This is a genomic window from Nocardia canadensis (assembly GCF_032656385.1).
Lineage (GTDB): Bacteria > Actinomycetota > Actinomycetes > Mycobacteriales > Mycobacteriaceae > Nocardia > Nocardia canadensis.
Map to the genome: position 1 here is coordinate 319,061 of NZ_JAVCWB010000002.1, position 15,383 is coordinate 334,443.

A 15,383-nucleotide genomic window follows, 5' to 3' on the forward strand; every position below is an offset into this window, starting at 1 on the left:
CGATGAGGGAGGACGCCGTGGATTTCACCCGCGACGAAAGCGCCGACGCCGTAGCCGAGGTGGTCGTGAGCCTGCTCGAACGTGAGCAGGCCCGAGATATGGAATTGTGGCCGAGCCTGATCGACTCCGGCCTGCTCGCGGTCCCCGTGCCCGAGCAGTTCGGGGGCGACGGCATGGGCCTGCTGGAGGTATCGGCCCTGCTCATGGAGCTGGCCACCGACGCGGTGGCGGTGCCCGCGCTGCCGACCTTCGGGTTCGGCGTGCTGCCGCTGCTGCCGTCGCTGTCGGCGGAGCTGGCCGGCCGCGTGGTCGCCGAGGTCGGCAAGGGCACCGTGCTCACGGCCGCGCTGAGCGAGCCGGGCGCGCCGTTCACCACCGCGCCGACCACCAAGGCGGTCCGCGACGGTGACACCGTGCGGATCACCGGCCGCAAGGTCGGCGTGATCTACGCCGAACAGGCGCGCTGGATCCTGGTGCCCACCGACGCGGGCGTCGCGCTCGTGGAATCGGTCGCGCCGGGGCTCGAGCTCCTGCCGGTCGCCGGGTCGGCCGGGATCCCGGAGGCGACGGTGGTGCTCGACGACGTCGAGATCCCCGCCGATCAGCTGCTGCCCGCCGACGTGCTGCCCCGGCTGCACCGCTACGCGCTGGCCACCATCGGCGCGGTTGCCGACGGGCTGCTCAAGGGCGCGCTCACGCTGACCGCCGAGCATGTGCGCACCCGCGAACAGTTCGGCAGGCCGCTGGCCGAGTTCCAGGCCGTGGCCCAGCAGATCGCCGATCTGTACGTGGTCTCGCGCACGCTGCACGTGGCGGCGGAATCGGCGTGCTGGGCACTGGCCACCGACGACGCGTCGCCCGAACACCAGCACCGCGTCGACGAGGACCTCGAGGTGCTCGCCTACTGGGCGGCGGCCGAAGTTCCGCGCGCCATGCAGAAATGTCATCACCTGCACGGTGGACTGGGCGTGGATATCACCCACCCGATGCACCGCTACTACTCACAGGCCAAGGATCTCGCCCGTCTGCTCGGTGGCGAGGGCCTGCGCCTCGACCTTCTGGGAGCAAGATGTTCATCGATCTGACCGCCGAACAGCGGCGGTTGCGCGAGGAATTGCGTTCCTATTTCGCCGATCTCGTCACGCCGGCCGAACACGCCGCGATGGCGATCAACCGGCACGGCGACGCCTACCGCGAGGTGGTGCGCCGGATGGGCCGCGACGGCTGGCTCGGCGTCGGCTGGCCGAAGGAATTCGGCGGCCAGGGCTTCGGCCCGATGGAACAGCAGATCTTCTTCAACGAGGCGGTGCGCGCCGATGTGCCGCTGCCCCTGGTGACGCTGCTGACCGTCGGCCCGACGCTGCAGAAGTACGGCACCGACGCGCAGAAGAAGAAGTTCCTGCCCGGAATCCTCTCCGGCGACATCCATTTCGCGATCGGCTACTCCGAGCCCGAAGCGGGTACCGACCTGGCCGCGCTGCGCACCACCGCGGTGCGCGACAGCGACGGCGACTGGATCGTCAACGGCCAGAAGATCTTCACCACCGGCGCGCACGAGGCCGACTACGTCTGGCTGGCCTGCCGCACCGGTTCGGTGGAATCGCGCCACCGCGGCATCACCATCCTGATCGTCGACACCAAGGATCCGGGCTACTCCTGGACCCCGATCATCACCTGCGACGGCGCCCACCACACCAACGCCACCTATTTCGACGATGTCCGGGTGCCGGCGGAGATGCTGGTCGGCGAGGTGGACCGGGGCTGGCGGCTGATCACCACCCAGCTCAACCACGAGCGGGTCAGTCTGGGTCCGTCGGGCAAGATCGAGCAGCTCTACGACCGCCTGCACGATTGGACGGCGCGGCATCAGCTGCTCGGTGAGCCCGAGGTCCGGCGCGCGCTCGGCCGGGTGCGCACCATGGTGCGGCTCAACGAGTTGCTGAACTGGCAGGTCGCGGCCGCGGATCCGGCCGCAGCGCAGAACACCGTGATCGCCGACGCCTCGGCCACCAAGATCTTCTCCACCGAGTCGCTGCAGGAGGCGGGCCGCGTGGTCGAGGAGATCGTCGGCCGTTACGGCGATCCGGCCGAGCCCGGCACCGCCGAGCTGCTCGACTGGCTGGACCGGCGGACCAAGCAGAACCTCGTCGTCACCTTCGGTGGCGGCGTCAACGAGATCATGCGCGAACTGGTCGCCTCCGCGGGCCTAGAACTGCCGCGCGTCCCCCGATGAACTAAGGAGCAGGGCGTGCCGGAAAGCATCACCCCCGAAGACATTCCCGAAGCGCTGGCGAAGCTGGCCGCGGCAGGCGAGTCCGCGCCGCGGGCCGGGCGCGACCCGGTGAACCAGCCGATGATCCACAACTGGGTCGAGGCGATCGGCGACACCAACCCGATCTACGTCGACGAGGCCGCGGCCAAGGCCGCCGGTCACCCCGGCATCGTGGCCCCGCCCGCGATGGCCCAGGTGTGGACGATGAACGGGCTGCACGGCGTGCGCACCGCCGACGACCCGCTCGGCCTGGCCACGCAGTTGCTCGACGACGCGGGCTTCACCTCCGTCGTCGGCACCAACTGCGAGCAGACCTACCACCGCTACCTGCGACCGGGCGAGGAGGTGACCGTCGCCAGCCGGCTCTCGGAGTTCAAGGGCCCCAAGCGCACCGGGCTCGGCGACGGCTGGTTCCTCACCTTCACCACCACCTGGTCGGTCGGTGACGAGGTGGTCACCGAAATGCTGTTCCGCATCCTGAAATTCGTGCCCGCCGCCAAGGAAGCCGCCGCGGCGTCCGACATCGCGGTCGCGCCCGCCGAGCGGGTCGGTCCGGTCATCTCCAAGGACACCGAATTCTTCTGGGCCGGTACCGAAATCGGGGAACTGCGCATCCAGCGCCTGCCCGATGGTTCGCTGCGGCATCCGCCGATTCCCGCCCTGTGGCAGGACAAGGCCGAGACCACCGATTACGTCGTCGCCGCGGGAACCGGCACGGTGTTCAGCTTCGTCGTGCACCACGCGCCGAAGGTGCCCGGCCGCGACCTGCCGTTCGTCGTCGCCCTCGTCGAACTCGACGAAGGGGTGCGCATGCTCGGTGAGCTGCGTGGCATCGAACCGGGCGAGGTCGCCGTCGGCGTGCCCGTCCGGGTCGCCTTCGAAAAGCTAGCCGACGGAACAGTTCTGCCCTACTGGGAGGCCGCGCAGTGACCGCCACGACCGAACCCGCCGCCGTCGCGGTGGGCGACAAGCTACCCGAGCTGGTGATCCACGCCGATCCCACCTTCGTGATCAGCACGGCCCTGGCCACCAGGGATTTCCAGGACGTGCACCACGACCGCGACAAGGCCGTCGAGCGCGGGTCCAGCGACATCTTCGTCAACATCCTCACCGACACCGGCCTGGTGCAGCGCTTCGTCACCGACTGGGCCGGGCCCAGCGCCCTGGTGAAGTCGATCGCGCTGCGCCTGGGGGTGCCGCTGTACGCCGGTGACACACTGACCCTCTCGGGCACCGTCACCGCGGTGTCCGGCGCGCTGGTCACCCTCGATGTGCGTGGCCGCGACAGCCTCGGTGAGCACATCACGGCGACCGCGGTGATCGCCCTTCCCTCTCTGGAGAACTCATGACGGGCCTGTCCGGGCATGCCGCCATCGTCGGCATCGGCGCCACCGATTTCTCGAAGGACTCCGGCCGCAGTGAGCTGCGACTGGCCGCCGAGGCGGTCAGCGCGGCGCTGGCCGACGCGGGTCTGACGCCCGCCGACGTCGACGGCCTGACCACCTTCACGATGGACACCAACACCCAGGCCGCCGTGGCCAGGGCCGTCGGCATCCCGAGCCTGAAGTTCTTCAGCCACATCGGGTACGGCGGCGGCGCGGCCTGCGCGACCGTGCAGCAGGCCGCCATGGCGGTGGCCACCGGAGTCGCCGACGTGGTGGTCGCCTACCGCGCGTTCAACGAGCGCTCGGGCGCCAGGTTCGGGCAGTTCTCGCCCGCGCTGGCGGCCGCGCCGACGTCCTCGGGCATCGACGCGGGCTGGGCCTACCCGCAGGGTCTCGGCACCCCGGCCGCGCAGGTCGCGATGGTCGCGCGCCGGTACATGCACGTCACCGGCGCGACCAGTGCCGACTTCGGCGCGGTCGCGGTGGCCGATCGCAAGCACGCCGCGGTGAACCCGAACGCCTTCTTCTACGGCAAGCCGATCACGTTGGAACAGCACCAGGATTCGCGCTGGATCGCCGAACCGCTGCACCTGCTCGACTGCTGCCAGGAGTCCGACGGCGGCGTGGCCATCGTGGTCACCAGTGCCGAGCGCGCCCGCGACCTGCCGCAGCGTCCCGCGATCATCGCGGCCGCCGCCCAGGGCAGCGGCGCCGACCAGTACGTGATGACCAGCTACTACCGCGACGCGATGACCGGCCTGCCGGAAATGGGCCTCGTCGGTGACCAGTTGTGGGCCCAGAGCGGCCTGAGCGCGGCCGATATGCAGGCCGCGATCCTCTACGACCACTTCACTCCCTTCGTGCTGATGCAGCTCGAGGAGCTGGGTTTCTGTGGACGTGGCGAGGCCAAGGACTTCATCGCCGACGGCGCCATCGAGGTCGGCGGCAGGCTCCCGCTCAACACCCACGGCGGCCAGCTGGGCGAGGCCTACATCCACGGCATGAACGGCATCGCCGAGGCGGTCCGCCAGATCCGCGGCACGTCGGTCAACCAGGTCGCGGACTTGGAGCGCATCCTGGTCACCGCGGGCACCGGCGTTCCCACCTCGGGGCTGGTGCTCACTTCGTAGGCTCGACCGGGTGACCCCACGCCACCTGGTCGACGTCCACCTGCTGCTGATCCGCGACGGCGCGCTCCTGCTGAGCCTGCGCCGCAGCGGTGACGAGTACGACCACCGGTGGCATCTGCCGTCGGGAAAACTGGAGATCGGCGAGTCGGTGACGGCCGCCGCCGCACGGGAAGCCGCGGAGGAGGTCGGGGTCGACATCGACCCCGCCACGCTGCGGCTGATCCATGTCGCCCACGTGACCGCGCCCGGCCGCGACGCGCGGCTCGGGCTGTTCTTTCGCGCCGATCGCTGGCAGGGCGAGCCTTTCAATCGGGAACCCGATAAATGCTATGCGGTGCAGTGGTTTACGCCGCACGAACTCCCCGCTGATCTGATCGAATATTCCGCTCTCGGAATCGCGGCGATGAATTCGAAGGAGCCTTATTCCGAATTCGGTTGGGCAGACGCCTGATCGGATGGGGAAGCATGCTCGGCCGATTCGGCCACGCCGGTCAGGAATATCGACAGGGGGCGAGTGAGTTGCTCGATGCTGTCGGTCGTACCCGCCGGTACCTCGGCGCGCACGCCGGCGACCCGGTCGAAGACGAGACCTTCCAGTAGTGCGAGGAAGTCGCAGGCCGTGTCGCCGGGCCGGGGTGAGCCGAGGGCGGTGAACAGCTCGGTGGCCCGGTCGACGGAGAACAAACTGCCTGCCAGGCGGGCGCGGAGCTCGGGTTCGGAGAGCGTCTCGACGATCAGCGCATGCCGGGCGATCAGCTCGTTGCGGCGCCGGGCGAGCAGCTGATCCAGCCAGGCGGCGACCCCGCGCGCGACCGCCTCCGGTGCCCCTTCCCGGTCGGCGGAGGTGGCCTCCGCTGCGGGTTTGCTGCGCGGACCGGGCCCGCCGCGCGCCGCGGCGAAGTCGGCGCGCGAGCGTGCGGTGATCCCGTCGGCGACCGCCTCGACCAGCGTCTGCCTGGTGCGGAAGTAGTAGGACGTGGAGCCGAGCGGTAATCCCAGCCGGGCATCGAGGGCGCGATGGGTGAGGGCGCGAATCCCGCTGGTCGCGATGAGGTCGATCGCGCCCGTCACGATCCGTGCGCGCCGGTCTGTGGACATCGTCACCTTCCCTGGTCGCCGATTCGCCAATCCTCTACAACTGTAGAGGACGAGGAGGTTGGCATGACATCCGAAGCGGTTGTCCTCGATCCGGCGCAGGTCACGGCTGCCGCGGCGCTGGTCGCGCTGCTCGACCGGCACGGCAGGCCACGCAAGCGGCACCGCGGCGTCTACCTGCACGGCAGGCCGGGCCGGGGCAAGACCATGGTGATGGACCGGTTCTTCGCGGCCGCCGCACCGGAGCGCAAGCGCCGCTACCACTTCCACACCTTCTTCGCTGAATTGCACGCCACCACCCACGCCCTCGGTTCGATCGAACGGGCCGTCATCGCGCTCCTCGGCGAGGCCGACCTGGTGTGTTTCGACGAGTTCCACGTGCACGACATCGGCGACGCCATGCTCATCGCCCGGCTGCTCGACACCCTGTTCGCCGGGCGCCGGACCCTGGTCGTCACCTCGAACTACCCGCCTGCCGAGCTGCTGCCGAATCCGCTGTTCCACGACCGATTCGTGCCGACCATCGAGCGCATCCTCGCCCACCTCGACGTCGTCACCCTCGACGGTCCGCTGGACTACCGCACCATCGGCGCCCATCGGGACAGCGGTTTCCTCGCGGGCCGGTACGTTCTGGACGCCGAAGCGCCGACGGCGCGGGGCCAGGACCTCGACCTGGGTGACGGCCGAACGGTGCGCGCGCTCGCGGTCGGGCCGGACGCCGTCACCTTCGACTTCACGCACCTGTGCGGCGCCCCGACCAGCGCCGCCGACTATCTCCGTCTGACCAGGCGATTCGGCCGGTGGACGCTGCGTGGGGTCCCGCCGCTGCGCGAGGTGCCGCCGGACTGGGCGATGCGTCTGGTCAACCTTGTCGATGTCCTCTACGACGCCGACCTGCCCTGCACCATCCACGCCCGCGAGCCCGCGCCCGAGCTGACCGCGGGCGTGCCGGCGGTTCCCGATCTGGCCAGGACGGCGAGCCGACTGGGGGAGTTGCCGCTGGTCGACGCGGCGATCGTTCGCACCGCGTAACAAGACACGGAATTCGGGGGGACAATAAAAGGGGAGGTCATCCAAACTATCGATTTCCTCCCGAGCGAACCACTCGGCGTGTAACTATGTGGCTGTTTTGTGCAGGCTCTGGGGTTTGGTGGTACAGCTGTGATCGGGGTGAGTCAGCCCATTCCGCGGGCGATCGTCGTGATCGCACTGCTCGTCGCTGCGACGATCGCGTTGCAGGGTTACCTCCCCGGTGCCGGACCCGCCGAATCGAACAGCACGCCCTCGCCACTGTTGGTGGCGGTGATGCCGGTGCTGCTGCTGGTATCCGTGGTGATCCTGGTCGCCGGGGTGATCGCCAGTCAGCATCGCCTCCCGCTGGCGATGCCGCAAGCCGAACGCGAAGCGGCGCCGCGTTTCCGGTGGCGCAGGCTGGCTCTGCTGGGTCCGATCGTCCTCGCCGCGATCGCGTTGGTCTTCGCGGGCGGTGTGACCGCGCTGTTCCTGCTGCCCGGCGCCCGCCCGATGCGCCCGGCCGCCGAGACCCTGCCGGAAGGCTCCGGCCCCGTCCCGACGCCGACCGACGCCCCCGCCCCCGATCCGGGCACCGGCGCCGCCGAACTCACCGGCACCGCGCTCATCATCGCGGCCGTGCTGGCCGTGGTGCTGATCGCGGTGGCGCTGCTCGGGCTCGTCGTGGTCGCGGTCGCCACCCGGCGCGAACCCGCGCCCGCCGCCGCCGTCCAGCCCGAGGTCACGCCCAGCGCGGTCGACTCGCTCACCAGGGCCGCGGAGATGGGCCTGGCCGCGATGAACGCGCCCGGCCAGGACCCGCGCACCGCGATCATCGCCTGCTACGTGGCCATGGAGCGCGGACTGTCCAGCGACCGCGCCGCCCGCCCGCAAGCCTCCGACACCCCCATGGAAGTGCTGGCCCGCGCTTTCGAAAGCGGTGTGCTGCACGATGCTTCGGCGCGCGAGCTGGTCGCGCTGTTCGAGGAGGCGCGGTTCAGCCCGCACTCGATGCTCGAATGGCAGCGCATGCGCGCCGAACAGCTTCTCCGCATCGTCCTGTCGGATCTGCAGCGAAGGTTGGTACCGGCATGAGCGGTCAGCGCCAGGAGTCGGCAGCTCGCGTCACCGCGCGGGGCGCCCGAGCCTGCCGAATGGAGTCAGCATGACATCACCGGAATCCGGTGCGGCGGTGAACCGTTCGGCCGTCATCGTCACCGCGGTCGTGGTGGTGCTGCTGATGGAGGTCGCGCTGGTGCGGTTGGCCCGCGACACCGTGCTGCTCGCCGTCGCTCTGCCGGTGGCGCTCACGCTGGCCACACTGTTGTGGTCGCTGCGGCATCGCGTGGTGCGCGAGGAACCGCTGACCGAGTACATCGACAACGGCCCGGCCGAGATGCTCGGCCGCTGGCACGCGCGCGCGGAGATGCTGACCGCCCGCGCCGACGGCACCCGCGCCGACTGGGACCGCCACCTGCGGCCCCTGCTGGCCAAGGAATTCGAGTTGTCGACCGGCCTGCGGGTCGCCAAGAACCGGCGGGCCACCGAGGTGGCCGGGCAGCTGCAGTTCGGACCCGAACTGTGGCGCTGGGTCGACCCGGCGAATTCCGCACTGCGCGACCAAACCGGTCGCGCGCCGGGAAAAGAGGCGCTGGACGAGATCCTGCGCCGATTGCAGACGATGTGAGGGGTTAGAGGCCACCGATGACCATGCCGTTGAACGTGACCGTCCAGCGCTCCGACGCCGTGCTGCGTGAGCTGGGCCGAGTCGTGGTCGGCAAGCGAGATGAGTTGCAGCTCATCATGATCGCCGTGCTGTCCGGAGGACATGTTCTCATCGAGGACCTGCCAGGTCTCGGTAAGACGCTGATCGCGCGGTCCTTCGCGGCCGCGCTCGGCCTCGATTTCACCCGCGTGCAGTTCACGCCTGATTTACTGCCCGCCGACCTGCTCGGCTCGACGATCTACGACATGTCGTCGGGCCGGTTCAACTTCCGTCGCGGTCCGGTTTTCACGAATGTTCTGCTCGCCGACGAGATCAACCGCACCCCGCCCAAGACGCAGGCGGCGCTGCTGGAGGCCATGGCCGAGGGGCAGGTGAGCATCGACGGCGAAACCTTCCTGCTGCCACAGCCGTTCATCGTGCTGGCCACCGACAACCCGATCGAGTACGAGGGCACCTACCCGCTGCCGGAGGCCCAGCTCGATCGGTTCGCGATCCAGCTGCGTCTGGGCTATCTGTCCGAGCAGGACGAGACGCAGATGATCCGGCGCAGGCTCGAGCGCGGCGCGACGCCGCCGCAGGTCGGCCAGGTCGTCGACGCGCAGGGGCTGATGGAGATGCGGCAGTCGGTCGAATTCGTCACCGTGCATCCCGATGTCGTGAACTACGTGGTGGCGCTCGCCTCGGCCACCCGCAGCCACCCGCAGGTCGAGGTCGGCGCCAGCCCGCGCGCCGAACTCGATCTGGTGCAGATGTCGCGCGCCCGGGCCCTGCTGCTGGGCCGCGATTACGTGATCCCCGAGGATGTGAAGGCGCTGGCGGTGCCCGCGATGGCGCACCGCATCACCCTGCGTCCGGAGATGTGGGTGCGCCGCATCCGGGGTGAGGACGTCATCGCCGAACTGTTGCGCCGGCTACCGGTGCCCCGCGCCACCAGCACATGAAGCACCGCGACGAATCCAGGACGGTCGAGGTCGACCTGCGCTGGCGGCCCGCCCCGCTGGTGTTCATCCTGGCCGGGTGCGCCGCGGCGGCGCTGGTCGTCGCGGTGTTGCGTGGGCAATGGCAGCTGGTGGTCTTCGCCGCCCCGATGCTCGGCGTGCTCGCCACCGCGCCCTGGCAGCAGAACCCGACCAGGATCCAGGTCGACGGCAGCGGCACCGTGCGCTGCTTCGAGGGCGAGGTGGTCGGCTGCAACGCCGCGGCCTTCGTCGAGAGCGGACACGCGCTGCTGCGGATGACACCGATGCCGCTGACCGGCCTCGAACTCGAGATCGAGGAGGCCCACGATTCCGGCGGTGCTCCAGCCGGCCTGGAGCTGGCGCTGTCGGCGGCGCGCTGGGGCCGGTATCCGGTGCAGGTCAAGGTGTCCGCGCTGAGCCCGGCCGGGCTCGCGGTGGCCACCGCCGAGCTGCCCGCCGCCAAGCTGTATGTCTACCCGATCGCCGATCCACATCGAATGCGCCTGCCGCGCACCGAACTTCCCGACCGGATCGGCACCCATCTGACCCGCAAGCACGGTCCCGGTGTCGAATACGCCGACATCCGCGCCTACGCGCCCGGCGACCAGTTGCGCACCGTGAACTGGCCGGTCAGCGCGCGCCGCGGCAGGCTCTACGTCACCGAACGATTCACCAATCGCTCCGCTGACGTGGTCGTCCTGGTCGACACCTCCCAGCAGGCGCCCGGCCCGGCCACCGCCTCGCTGGAGCTGTCGGTGCGCGGCGCGGCGCAGGTGGTGCAGTCCACCCTGCAAGCCGGGGACCGGACCGCGGTGGTGTGCCTGGGGGATTCGCCGCGCTGGCTGCGCCCCGATATCGGCCGCAGGCAGTTCTACCGGATCGTCGATACCGTGCTCGGCGTCGGTGACGAGCACGTCGAGACCACCGGCACGCTGGCCCCGCACGCCGCGGTGCCGATCGGCGCGATCGTGGTCGCGTTCTCCACCCTGCTCGACACCCAGTTCGCGCTCGCGCTGATCGACCTGCGCAAACGCGGCCACGTGGTGATCGCCGTCGACGTGCTGCGCGGCACCCCGTTCGAGGACGGTCTCGACCCGACCATGGCCAAGATGTGGCAGCTGGAGCGGGCCTCGATGTATCGCGACATGGGCACCGTCGGCGTCGACATCATCGCCTGGCCCGCCGACACCAGACTCGACCAGGCCATGCGCCTGCTGCCCGACCATCGCCGAACAGTGCGGGTGCGCCGATGACCAGATTCCTCGCCCTGCTCGCCGGCCTGCTGCTGGTCGCCGCCGTCGCCCTGATCAACCCGTATGCCGGGGTGGCCGCGCTCGCGCTGGTCATCGTGAGCTGGTGGTGGCGGCCCGCCGCCGTCGCCGCGGTGCTGGTGGTGATCGCCGCGCTCGCGTTCGCCGACGTCGGGGTCGTCGCCGCGGCCGCGACGGGCCTGGTCGCCACCACCTACCTGCTCAACGCGGCCGTGCTGCACGCGCCCGAAGGCGTGGTGCCGACGACGATTCCGTCGGTCGGCGGCGCGGTGCTGTTCACCATCGCCGCCGCCACCGCCGCCCTGGTCCCGGTGGAACTGGTGTGGGCGCCGCTGGCCGCGCCCGTCCTCATCGTCCTCATCTACGCACTGCTCGTCGGCGGCCTCACCCAGCGTCCGCCCGCCGGGTAGCCGCGCGCTACCCGATCAGCGCGCCCAGCCAGTGCTCGGGCTCCAGCCAGACCGTGACGTGCTCGCCCAGCTGCTCGTGGGCGAAGACCAGGTACTGCTCGAGGGCGTCGCCGCTCAGATACCGGCCGGCCATCTCGGCTATCTGCGCGGCGGTCGACGGCCGCACATCGGCGACCGCGCCCTCGACCGACACGTACTTCACCTCCGGCGCGACGGTGTCGACCATCAGGCCGAATCGCCCTGCCGCGGTGATCGCTTGCATCTTCGCCGACGTGGGCAGGGTGGTGATCCACGGTCGGCCACCAGGGGTGTAGGCGTACCAGATGGGAACGGTGAGCGTGCCCCGATCGGGGGTAGCGACCGACAGCGCGGCCACATGCGGTCGCGCGAGAAACTCTTGCTTTTCCGAGTGTGTGAGCGCCATCGTCCGATGGTCGCACCGCGCACCGACAACTCCGGTGCGCGAGCGAACGCCCTGGTGACGAGGCCGGCGTGGGCCGGACCGGCACCAGGGCGTCGCCGGATCAGGCGATCGTCAGCGCGATCTCGCCGAGCACCGGCGCGTCCTCGCGCTCGACCACGGTGGCGGCGCCGATCAGCTCGTCGCCCTCGCGCCAGACCTTGATCCGCAGCGTCTCGCCCGGGTACAGCACCCCGGCGAACTTGGCCCGGAAGCCGCCGACCCGGCTCGCGTCACCGTCGAGCAGGCCGTCGGTGAGCGCCTTGCAGACCACGCCGTAGGTGCACAGGCCGTGCAGGATCGGCGCGGGGAACCCGGCGCCCTTGGCGAACTCCGGGTCCGAGTGCAGCGGGTTGCGGTCGCCGCAGAGCCGGTAGAGCAGGGCCTGCTGCGGCAGGGTCGGGGTGACGAGTTCCGCGTCGGGCGCCCGATCCGGCAGCGCGGCCTTGGCGCTCGGGCCACGCTCGCCGCCGAAACCGCCCTCGCCCCTGGCGAAGATCGAGGACCGGACCGTCCACAGCGGCTCGCCGTCGGAGCCGACCACGGTGTCCTCCCGGACGATCACCGCGTTGGCGCCCTTGTCCCAGATCTCGCTGATCCGGCCGGTGCTGGTCGCCTTGCCGCTGGCTGGAATCGGCTTGTGCACCACCACTTCCTGGTGTCCGTGCACGACCTTGGCCAGGTCGATCTCGATACCGGGGAAGCTCACCTTCGGCGCCTCGGTCTCGCCGAGGGTCGGGGCCACCGTCGCGAAGGTCGGCAGTACCTGGGGGGCGCGGTCGTCGAGATAGGTCAGCTCGACCGGGTCCGTCGGGTGCGCGCCGGCGCCGAGGCCGAGGTGGTAGAGCTGCACGTCGGTGGGCGTCCAGCTGAACTCCCGCGTCGGTGTCGGCGCACCGAGCGCGGTCTGGAGGTCGATGGGCATGGTGCTTACTCCTGCGTGGTCGGGAACTGTGCGTGCGTCACGCGGTGGCCTTGGCCTTCTCGGCGATGTCGAGCACCGCGAGATAGGCGAAGGTGATCGCGGGTCCGATGGTCGCGCCGGGGCCCGCGTAAGTGTGGCCCATCACCGGGGCGCTGGTGTTGCCCGCGGCGTAGAGGCCCTCGATCACCGAATCGTCTTCGCGCAGTACGCGACCGGCGGTGTCGGTGACCAGGCCGCCCTTGGTGCCGAGGTCGCCGGGAACCATCTTGGCCGCGTAGAACGGGCCCTGCGAGATCTCGGCCAGGCACGGGTTGGGCTTGACGGTGGGGTCGCCGTAGTAGCGGTCGTAGTGGCTGTTGCCGCGACCGAAGTCCTCGTCCTTGCCCGCGGCGGCGAAGCCGTTGAACCGGGTGACGGTGGCGCTCAGGCTCTCGGCGGGCACACCGATGCGCTCGGCCAGCTCCTCGATGGTGTCGGCCTTGACGATGTAGTCGTTCTCCAGCCAGCGCGAGGGGAAGCGCTGACCCGGTTGCAGCCCGGCGAAGATGTAGCGGTTGCGGTAGCGCTGGTCGAACACCAGCCAGGCCGGGATGTTCTCGCCCGGACCAGCGCCCTGGCCGTATTCACCGCCGTACATGGTATGCACCGCCTCGACATAGGGCGCCGACTCGTTGCCGAACCGCTCGCCGCGGTCGTTGACCATGATGGTGCCGGGCAGATTGCGCTCGGCGAGGGCGAACCAGGGCTTGCCGCCCTTGAAGATGGTCGGACCCCACCAGGCGTCCTCCATGAATCCGACCGTCGCTCCCGCTGCCATGCCCGCGACGATGCCATCGCCGGTGTTGGCCGCGGCGCCCGTTGTCCACTCAGTGGTTATCGGCTGCCGCTGGTACTTGGCGCGCATGTCGGCGTTGTGCTCGAAGCCGCCGCTGCCCAGGACCACGCCGTAGCGCGCGGTGAAGGTGACCGGCTCGCCGTCGACGGTGGCCTTGACCCCGGTGACCTTGCCGTCGGTGACCACCAGATCGGTGAGCGGGGTGTTGAGCAGCACCGGAACGCCCGCGTCGAGCAGGCCCTTGCGCATGGCGGCGATGATCGCCTGACCCATGCCGAGCAGGTGCTTGCCGGTGAACTTGGCCAGGTAGGTACGGGCGCCGACGCGCAGTGCCCGCATCATGCCCTTGGGGTGACGCTTGATCAGGTTGAGCCGGACGAAGTCGGCCTGCATGACCACCACGTTCAGCGGCGCCTTGGCGTAGGGCGGTTCCAGGTTGGCCAGTTCCGCCCCGAGCACCTTGCCGTTGAACGGCGTCGGCTCGCACGAACGCCCCTGGCCCAGGCCGCCCGGAGCCTCCGGGTAGTAGTCGGAGTAGCCGGGCACCCACTTCATCTTCAGCGGGGTGTGATCGAGGACGAAGTCGAAGGCCTCGGCGCCGCGATCGAGGTAGGTGTCGATCTTCTCCGCGGGCACCACGTCGCCGATGATGCTGTGCAGATAGGTGCGCGCGTCCTCGCGGTCGTCGGGTCGGCCGGAGGCTTTCAGCGCCTTGTTGCCCGGAATCCAGACGCCGCCGCCGGATCGGGCCGTCGACCCGCCGTAGTGCGCGGCCTTCTCCAGCAGCACGACGCTCAGTCCCTTGTGGGCCGCGGCGAGGGCGGCCGTCATCCCGGCGGCGCCGCTACCGACGACCACCACATCGTATTCCCGATCACTCATGTGCAACACGTTATAGAAGCGTTTGGCGGTTTGACAGTCCAAACTGGAACTTGTTCCAGTGGGCTCGGCGTTTCCGCTCCACATACTGGAACGTGTTATAGAAATCACGCACGGTGGCATTGTATTGTCAGGTGAACGGCTGACGATGCTCCGGGAAACCGGTTACAGTTTTGACGTCGTGATCCATCCCGCCCGTGCTGCCTAGGAGGTCCGCGTGCTGCCCGACGCGGTACGAACTCAACTCGCCGACGAACTGGCCCGCGCCGAAGACGATCGCGTCGCCGTGTCGCCGCTCGTCGACCGGTTTCCCGATATCGACGTCGTCGACGCCTACGAGATCCAGCTGCTCAACATTCAGCGTCGGCTGAAGGCGGGTGCCAAGGTCGTCGGCCACAAGGTGGGGCTGTCGTCGAAGGCGATGCAGGAGATGATGGGCGTCGACGAGCCCGACTACGGTCATCTGCTCGCCGAGATGGAGGTCTTCGAAGACGTCCCGGTCGACACCTCGAAGTACCTGCTGCCGCGCGTGGAGGTCGAGGTCGGGTTCGTGCTCGGCGCCGACCTGCCCGGCGAGGACTGCACCGAGGCCGATGTGCTGGCCGCGACCGTCGCCTACGCGCCCTCGATCGAGCTGATCGACTCGCGCATCAAGGACTGGAAGATCGGCCTGGCCGACACCATCTCCGACAACGCCTCCTCGGCCGGTTTCGTGCTCGGCAAGGAGCGTGTCGCCCCGGGTGACATCGACATCAAGGCCATCGATGCCGTGCTGACCCGCAACGGCGAGGTCATCGCGGAGGGTCGCAGCGACGCCGTCCTCGGTGACCCGGTGATCGCGGTCGCGTGGCTGGCCCGCAAGGTCGCGACCTTCGGGGTGCGGTTGAAGAAGGGCGACATCGTGCTGCCCGGTTCCTGCACCCGCGCCATCGACGCCCGCCCCGGTGACGACTTCCTCGCCGAGTTCACCGGACTCGGTTCCGTCCGTTTGCGTTTCAGCTGAACCAGACTTCCCAAGGAGTACA

At 69.7% G+C, this 15,383-nt stretch carries 17 protein-coding genes; 13 read left to right on the forward strand and 4 right to left on the reverse strand.

Annotated elements, in window-relative coordinates; translation table 11 throughout:
• The first annotated feature begins 2 nt into the window (after positions 1-2).
• Genes Q7X29_RS04760 through Q7X29_RS04785 form a run of 6 tightly spaced genes read left to right on the forward strand, consistent with a single transcriptional unit; the run spans position 3 to position 5,238 of the window.
• Positions 3-1,085, forward strand: coding sequence for an acyl-CoA dehydrogenase family protein (locus Q7X29_RS04760; protein WP_316573392.1), 1,083 nt, complete (start codon positions 3-5; stop codon positions 1,083-1,085).
• Positions 1,070-2,233: an acyl-CoA dehydrogenase family protein gene (locus Q7X29_RS04765; protein WP_218720588.1), complete on the forward strand. Its 1,164-nt coding sequence runs from the start codon at positions 1,070-1,072 to the stop codon at positions 2,231-2,233. Before Q7X29_RS04760 ends, Q7X29_RS04765 begins: the two co-directional genes overlap by 16 nt.
• A gap of 15 nt (positions 2,234-2,248) precedes the next feature.
• Entirely contained in the window at positions 2,249-3,202 is a 954-nt protein-coding gene (locus Q7X29_RS04770) for a bifunctional MaoC family dehydratase N-terminal/OB-fold nucleic acid binding domain-containing protein (protein ID WP_316573393.1), read from the forward strand.
• Complete coding sequence (locus Q7X29_RS04775; protein ID WP_218720586.1) at positions 3,199-3,621, forward strand: MaoC family dehydratase; 423 nt, start codon at positions 3,199-3,201, stop codon at positions 3,619-3,621. The genes Q7X29_RS04770 and Q7X29_RS04775 overlap by 4 nt, the downstream gene beginning before the upstream one ends.
• Entirely contained in the window at positions 3,618-4,787 is a 1,170-nt protein-coding gene (locus tag Q7X29_RS04780; protein WP_218720585.1) for a lipid-transfer protein, read from the forward strand. Before Q7X29_RS04775 ends, Q7X29_RS04780 begins: the two co-directional genes overlap by 4 nt.
• Before the next feature lie 10 nt (positions 4,788-4,797).
• Entirely contained in the window at positions 4,798-5,238 is a 441-nt protein-coding gene (locus Q7X29_RS04785; protein WP_218720584.1) for an NUDIX domain-containing protein, read from the forward strand.
• Here the strand turns inward: Q7X29_RS04785 and Q7X29_RS04790 are convergent.
• On the reverse strand, positions 5,208-5,885 hold the full coding sequence (locus tag Q7X29_RS04790; RefSeq protein ID WP_218720583.1) for a TetR/AcrR family transcriptional regulator: 678 nt from the start codon (positions 5,883-5,885) through the stop codon (positions 5,208-5,210). The two genes, Q7X29_RS04785 and Q7X29_RS04790, sit on opposite strands and share 31 nt — an antisense overlap.
• Before the next feature lie 63 nt (positions 5,886-5,948).
• Here Q7X29_RS04790 and zapE point away from each other — a divergent pair, with 63 nt between their 5' ends.
• The 6 genes from zapE (at position 5,949) to Q7X29_RS04820 (ending at position 11,259) form a co-directional block, all read left to right on the forward strand.
• Positions 5,949-6,914 (forward strand): cell division protein ZapE, encoded by a 966-nt coding sequence (zapE, locus tag Q7X29_RS04795; protein WP_316573394.1) that lies wholly within the window; start codon positions 5,949-5,951, stop codon positions 6,912-6,914.
• Between the two features lie 138 nt (positions 6,915-7,052).
• Positions 7,053-7,988, forward strand: coding sequence for a DUF4129 domain-containing protein (locus tag Q7X29_RS04800; RefSeq protein ID WP_308248606.1), 936 nt, complete (start codon positions 7,053-7,055; stop codon positions 7,986-7,988).
• A gap of 70 nt (positions 7,989-8,058) precedes the next feature.
• Positions 8,059-8,580, forward strand: a complete 522-nt coding sequence (locus tag Q7X29_RS04805) for a hypothetical protein (RefSeq protein ID WP_218720580.1) — start codon at positions 8,059-8,061, stop codon at positions 8,578-8,580.
• 17 nt (positions 8,581-8,597) lie between these two features.
• Entirely contained in the window at positions 8,598-9,560 is a 963-nt protein-coding gene (locus Q7X29_RS04810) for an AAA family ATPase (RefSeq protein ID WP_218720579.1), read from the forward strand.
• Positions 9,557-10,831, forward strand: coding sequence for a DUF58 domain-containing protein (locus Q7X29_RS04815; protein WP_218720578.1), 1,275 nt, complete (start codon positions 9,557-9,559; stop codon positions 10,829-10,831). The genes Q7X29_RS04810 and Q7X29_RS04815 overlap by 4 nt, the downstream gene beginning before the upstream one ends.
• The gene (locus Q7X29_RS04820) at positions 10,828-11,259 is read left to right on the forward strand and encodes a hypothetical protein (protein ID WP_218720577.1); all 432 of its coding nucleotides are present in this window, start codon (positions 10,828-10,830) and stop codon (positions 11,257-11,259) included. The genes Q7X29_RS04815 and Q7X29_RS04820 overlap by 4 nt, the downstream gene beginning before the upstream one ends.
• Positions 11,260-11,266: 7 nt before the next feature.
• Here the strand turns inward: Q7X29_RS04820 and Q7X29_RS04825 are convergent, their stop codons facing one another.
• The 3 genes from Q7X29_RS04825 to kstD all read right to left on the reverse strand — a co-directional run bounded on the left by Q7X29_RS04825 (position 11,267) and on the right by kstD (position 14,361).
• Positions 11,267-11,683 carry a pyridoxamine 5'-phosphate oxidase family protein gene (locus Q7X29_RS04825; RefSeq protein ID WP_218720576.1) on the reverse strand — a complete coding sequence of 139 codons (417 nt, stop codon included), beginning with the start codon at positions 11,681-11,683 and terminating at the stop codon, positions 11,267-11,269.
• A gap of 100 nt (positions 11,684-11,783) precedes the next feature.
• Complete coding sequence (locus Q7X29_RS04830) at positions 11,784-12,644, reverse strand: MaoC/PaaZ C-terminal domain-containing protein (protein ID WP_218720575.1); 861 nt, start codon at positions 12,642-12,644, stop codon at positions 11,784-11,786.
• A 37-nt stretch (positions 12,645-12,681) separates the two neighbouring features.
• Positions 12,682-14,361 (reverse strand): 3-oxosteroid 1-dehydrogenase, encoded by a 1,680-nt coding sequence (gene kstD, locus Q7X29_RS04835; RefSeq protein WP_218720574.1) that lies wholly within the window; start codon positions 14,359-14,361, stop codon positions 12,682-12,684.
• Between the two features lie 214 nt (positions 14,362-14,575).
• Between kstD and Q7X29_RS04840 the strand changes: the two genes are divergently transcribed.
• Positions 14,576-15,361, forward strand: coding sequence for a 2-keto-4-pentenoate hydratase (locus Q7X29_RS04840; protein ID WP_218720573.1), 786 nt, complete (start codon positions 14,576-14,578; stop codon positions 15,359-15,361).
• Positions 15,362-15,383: the final 22 nt, after the last annotated feature.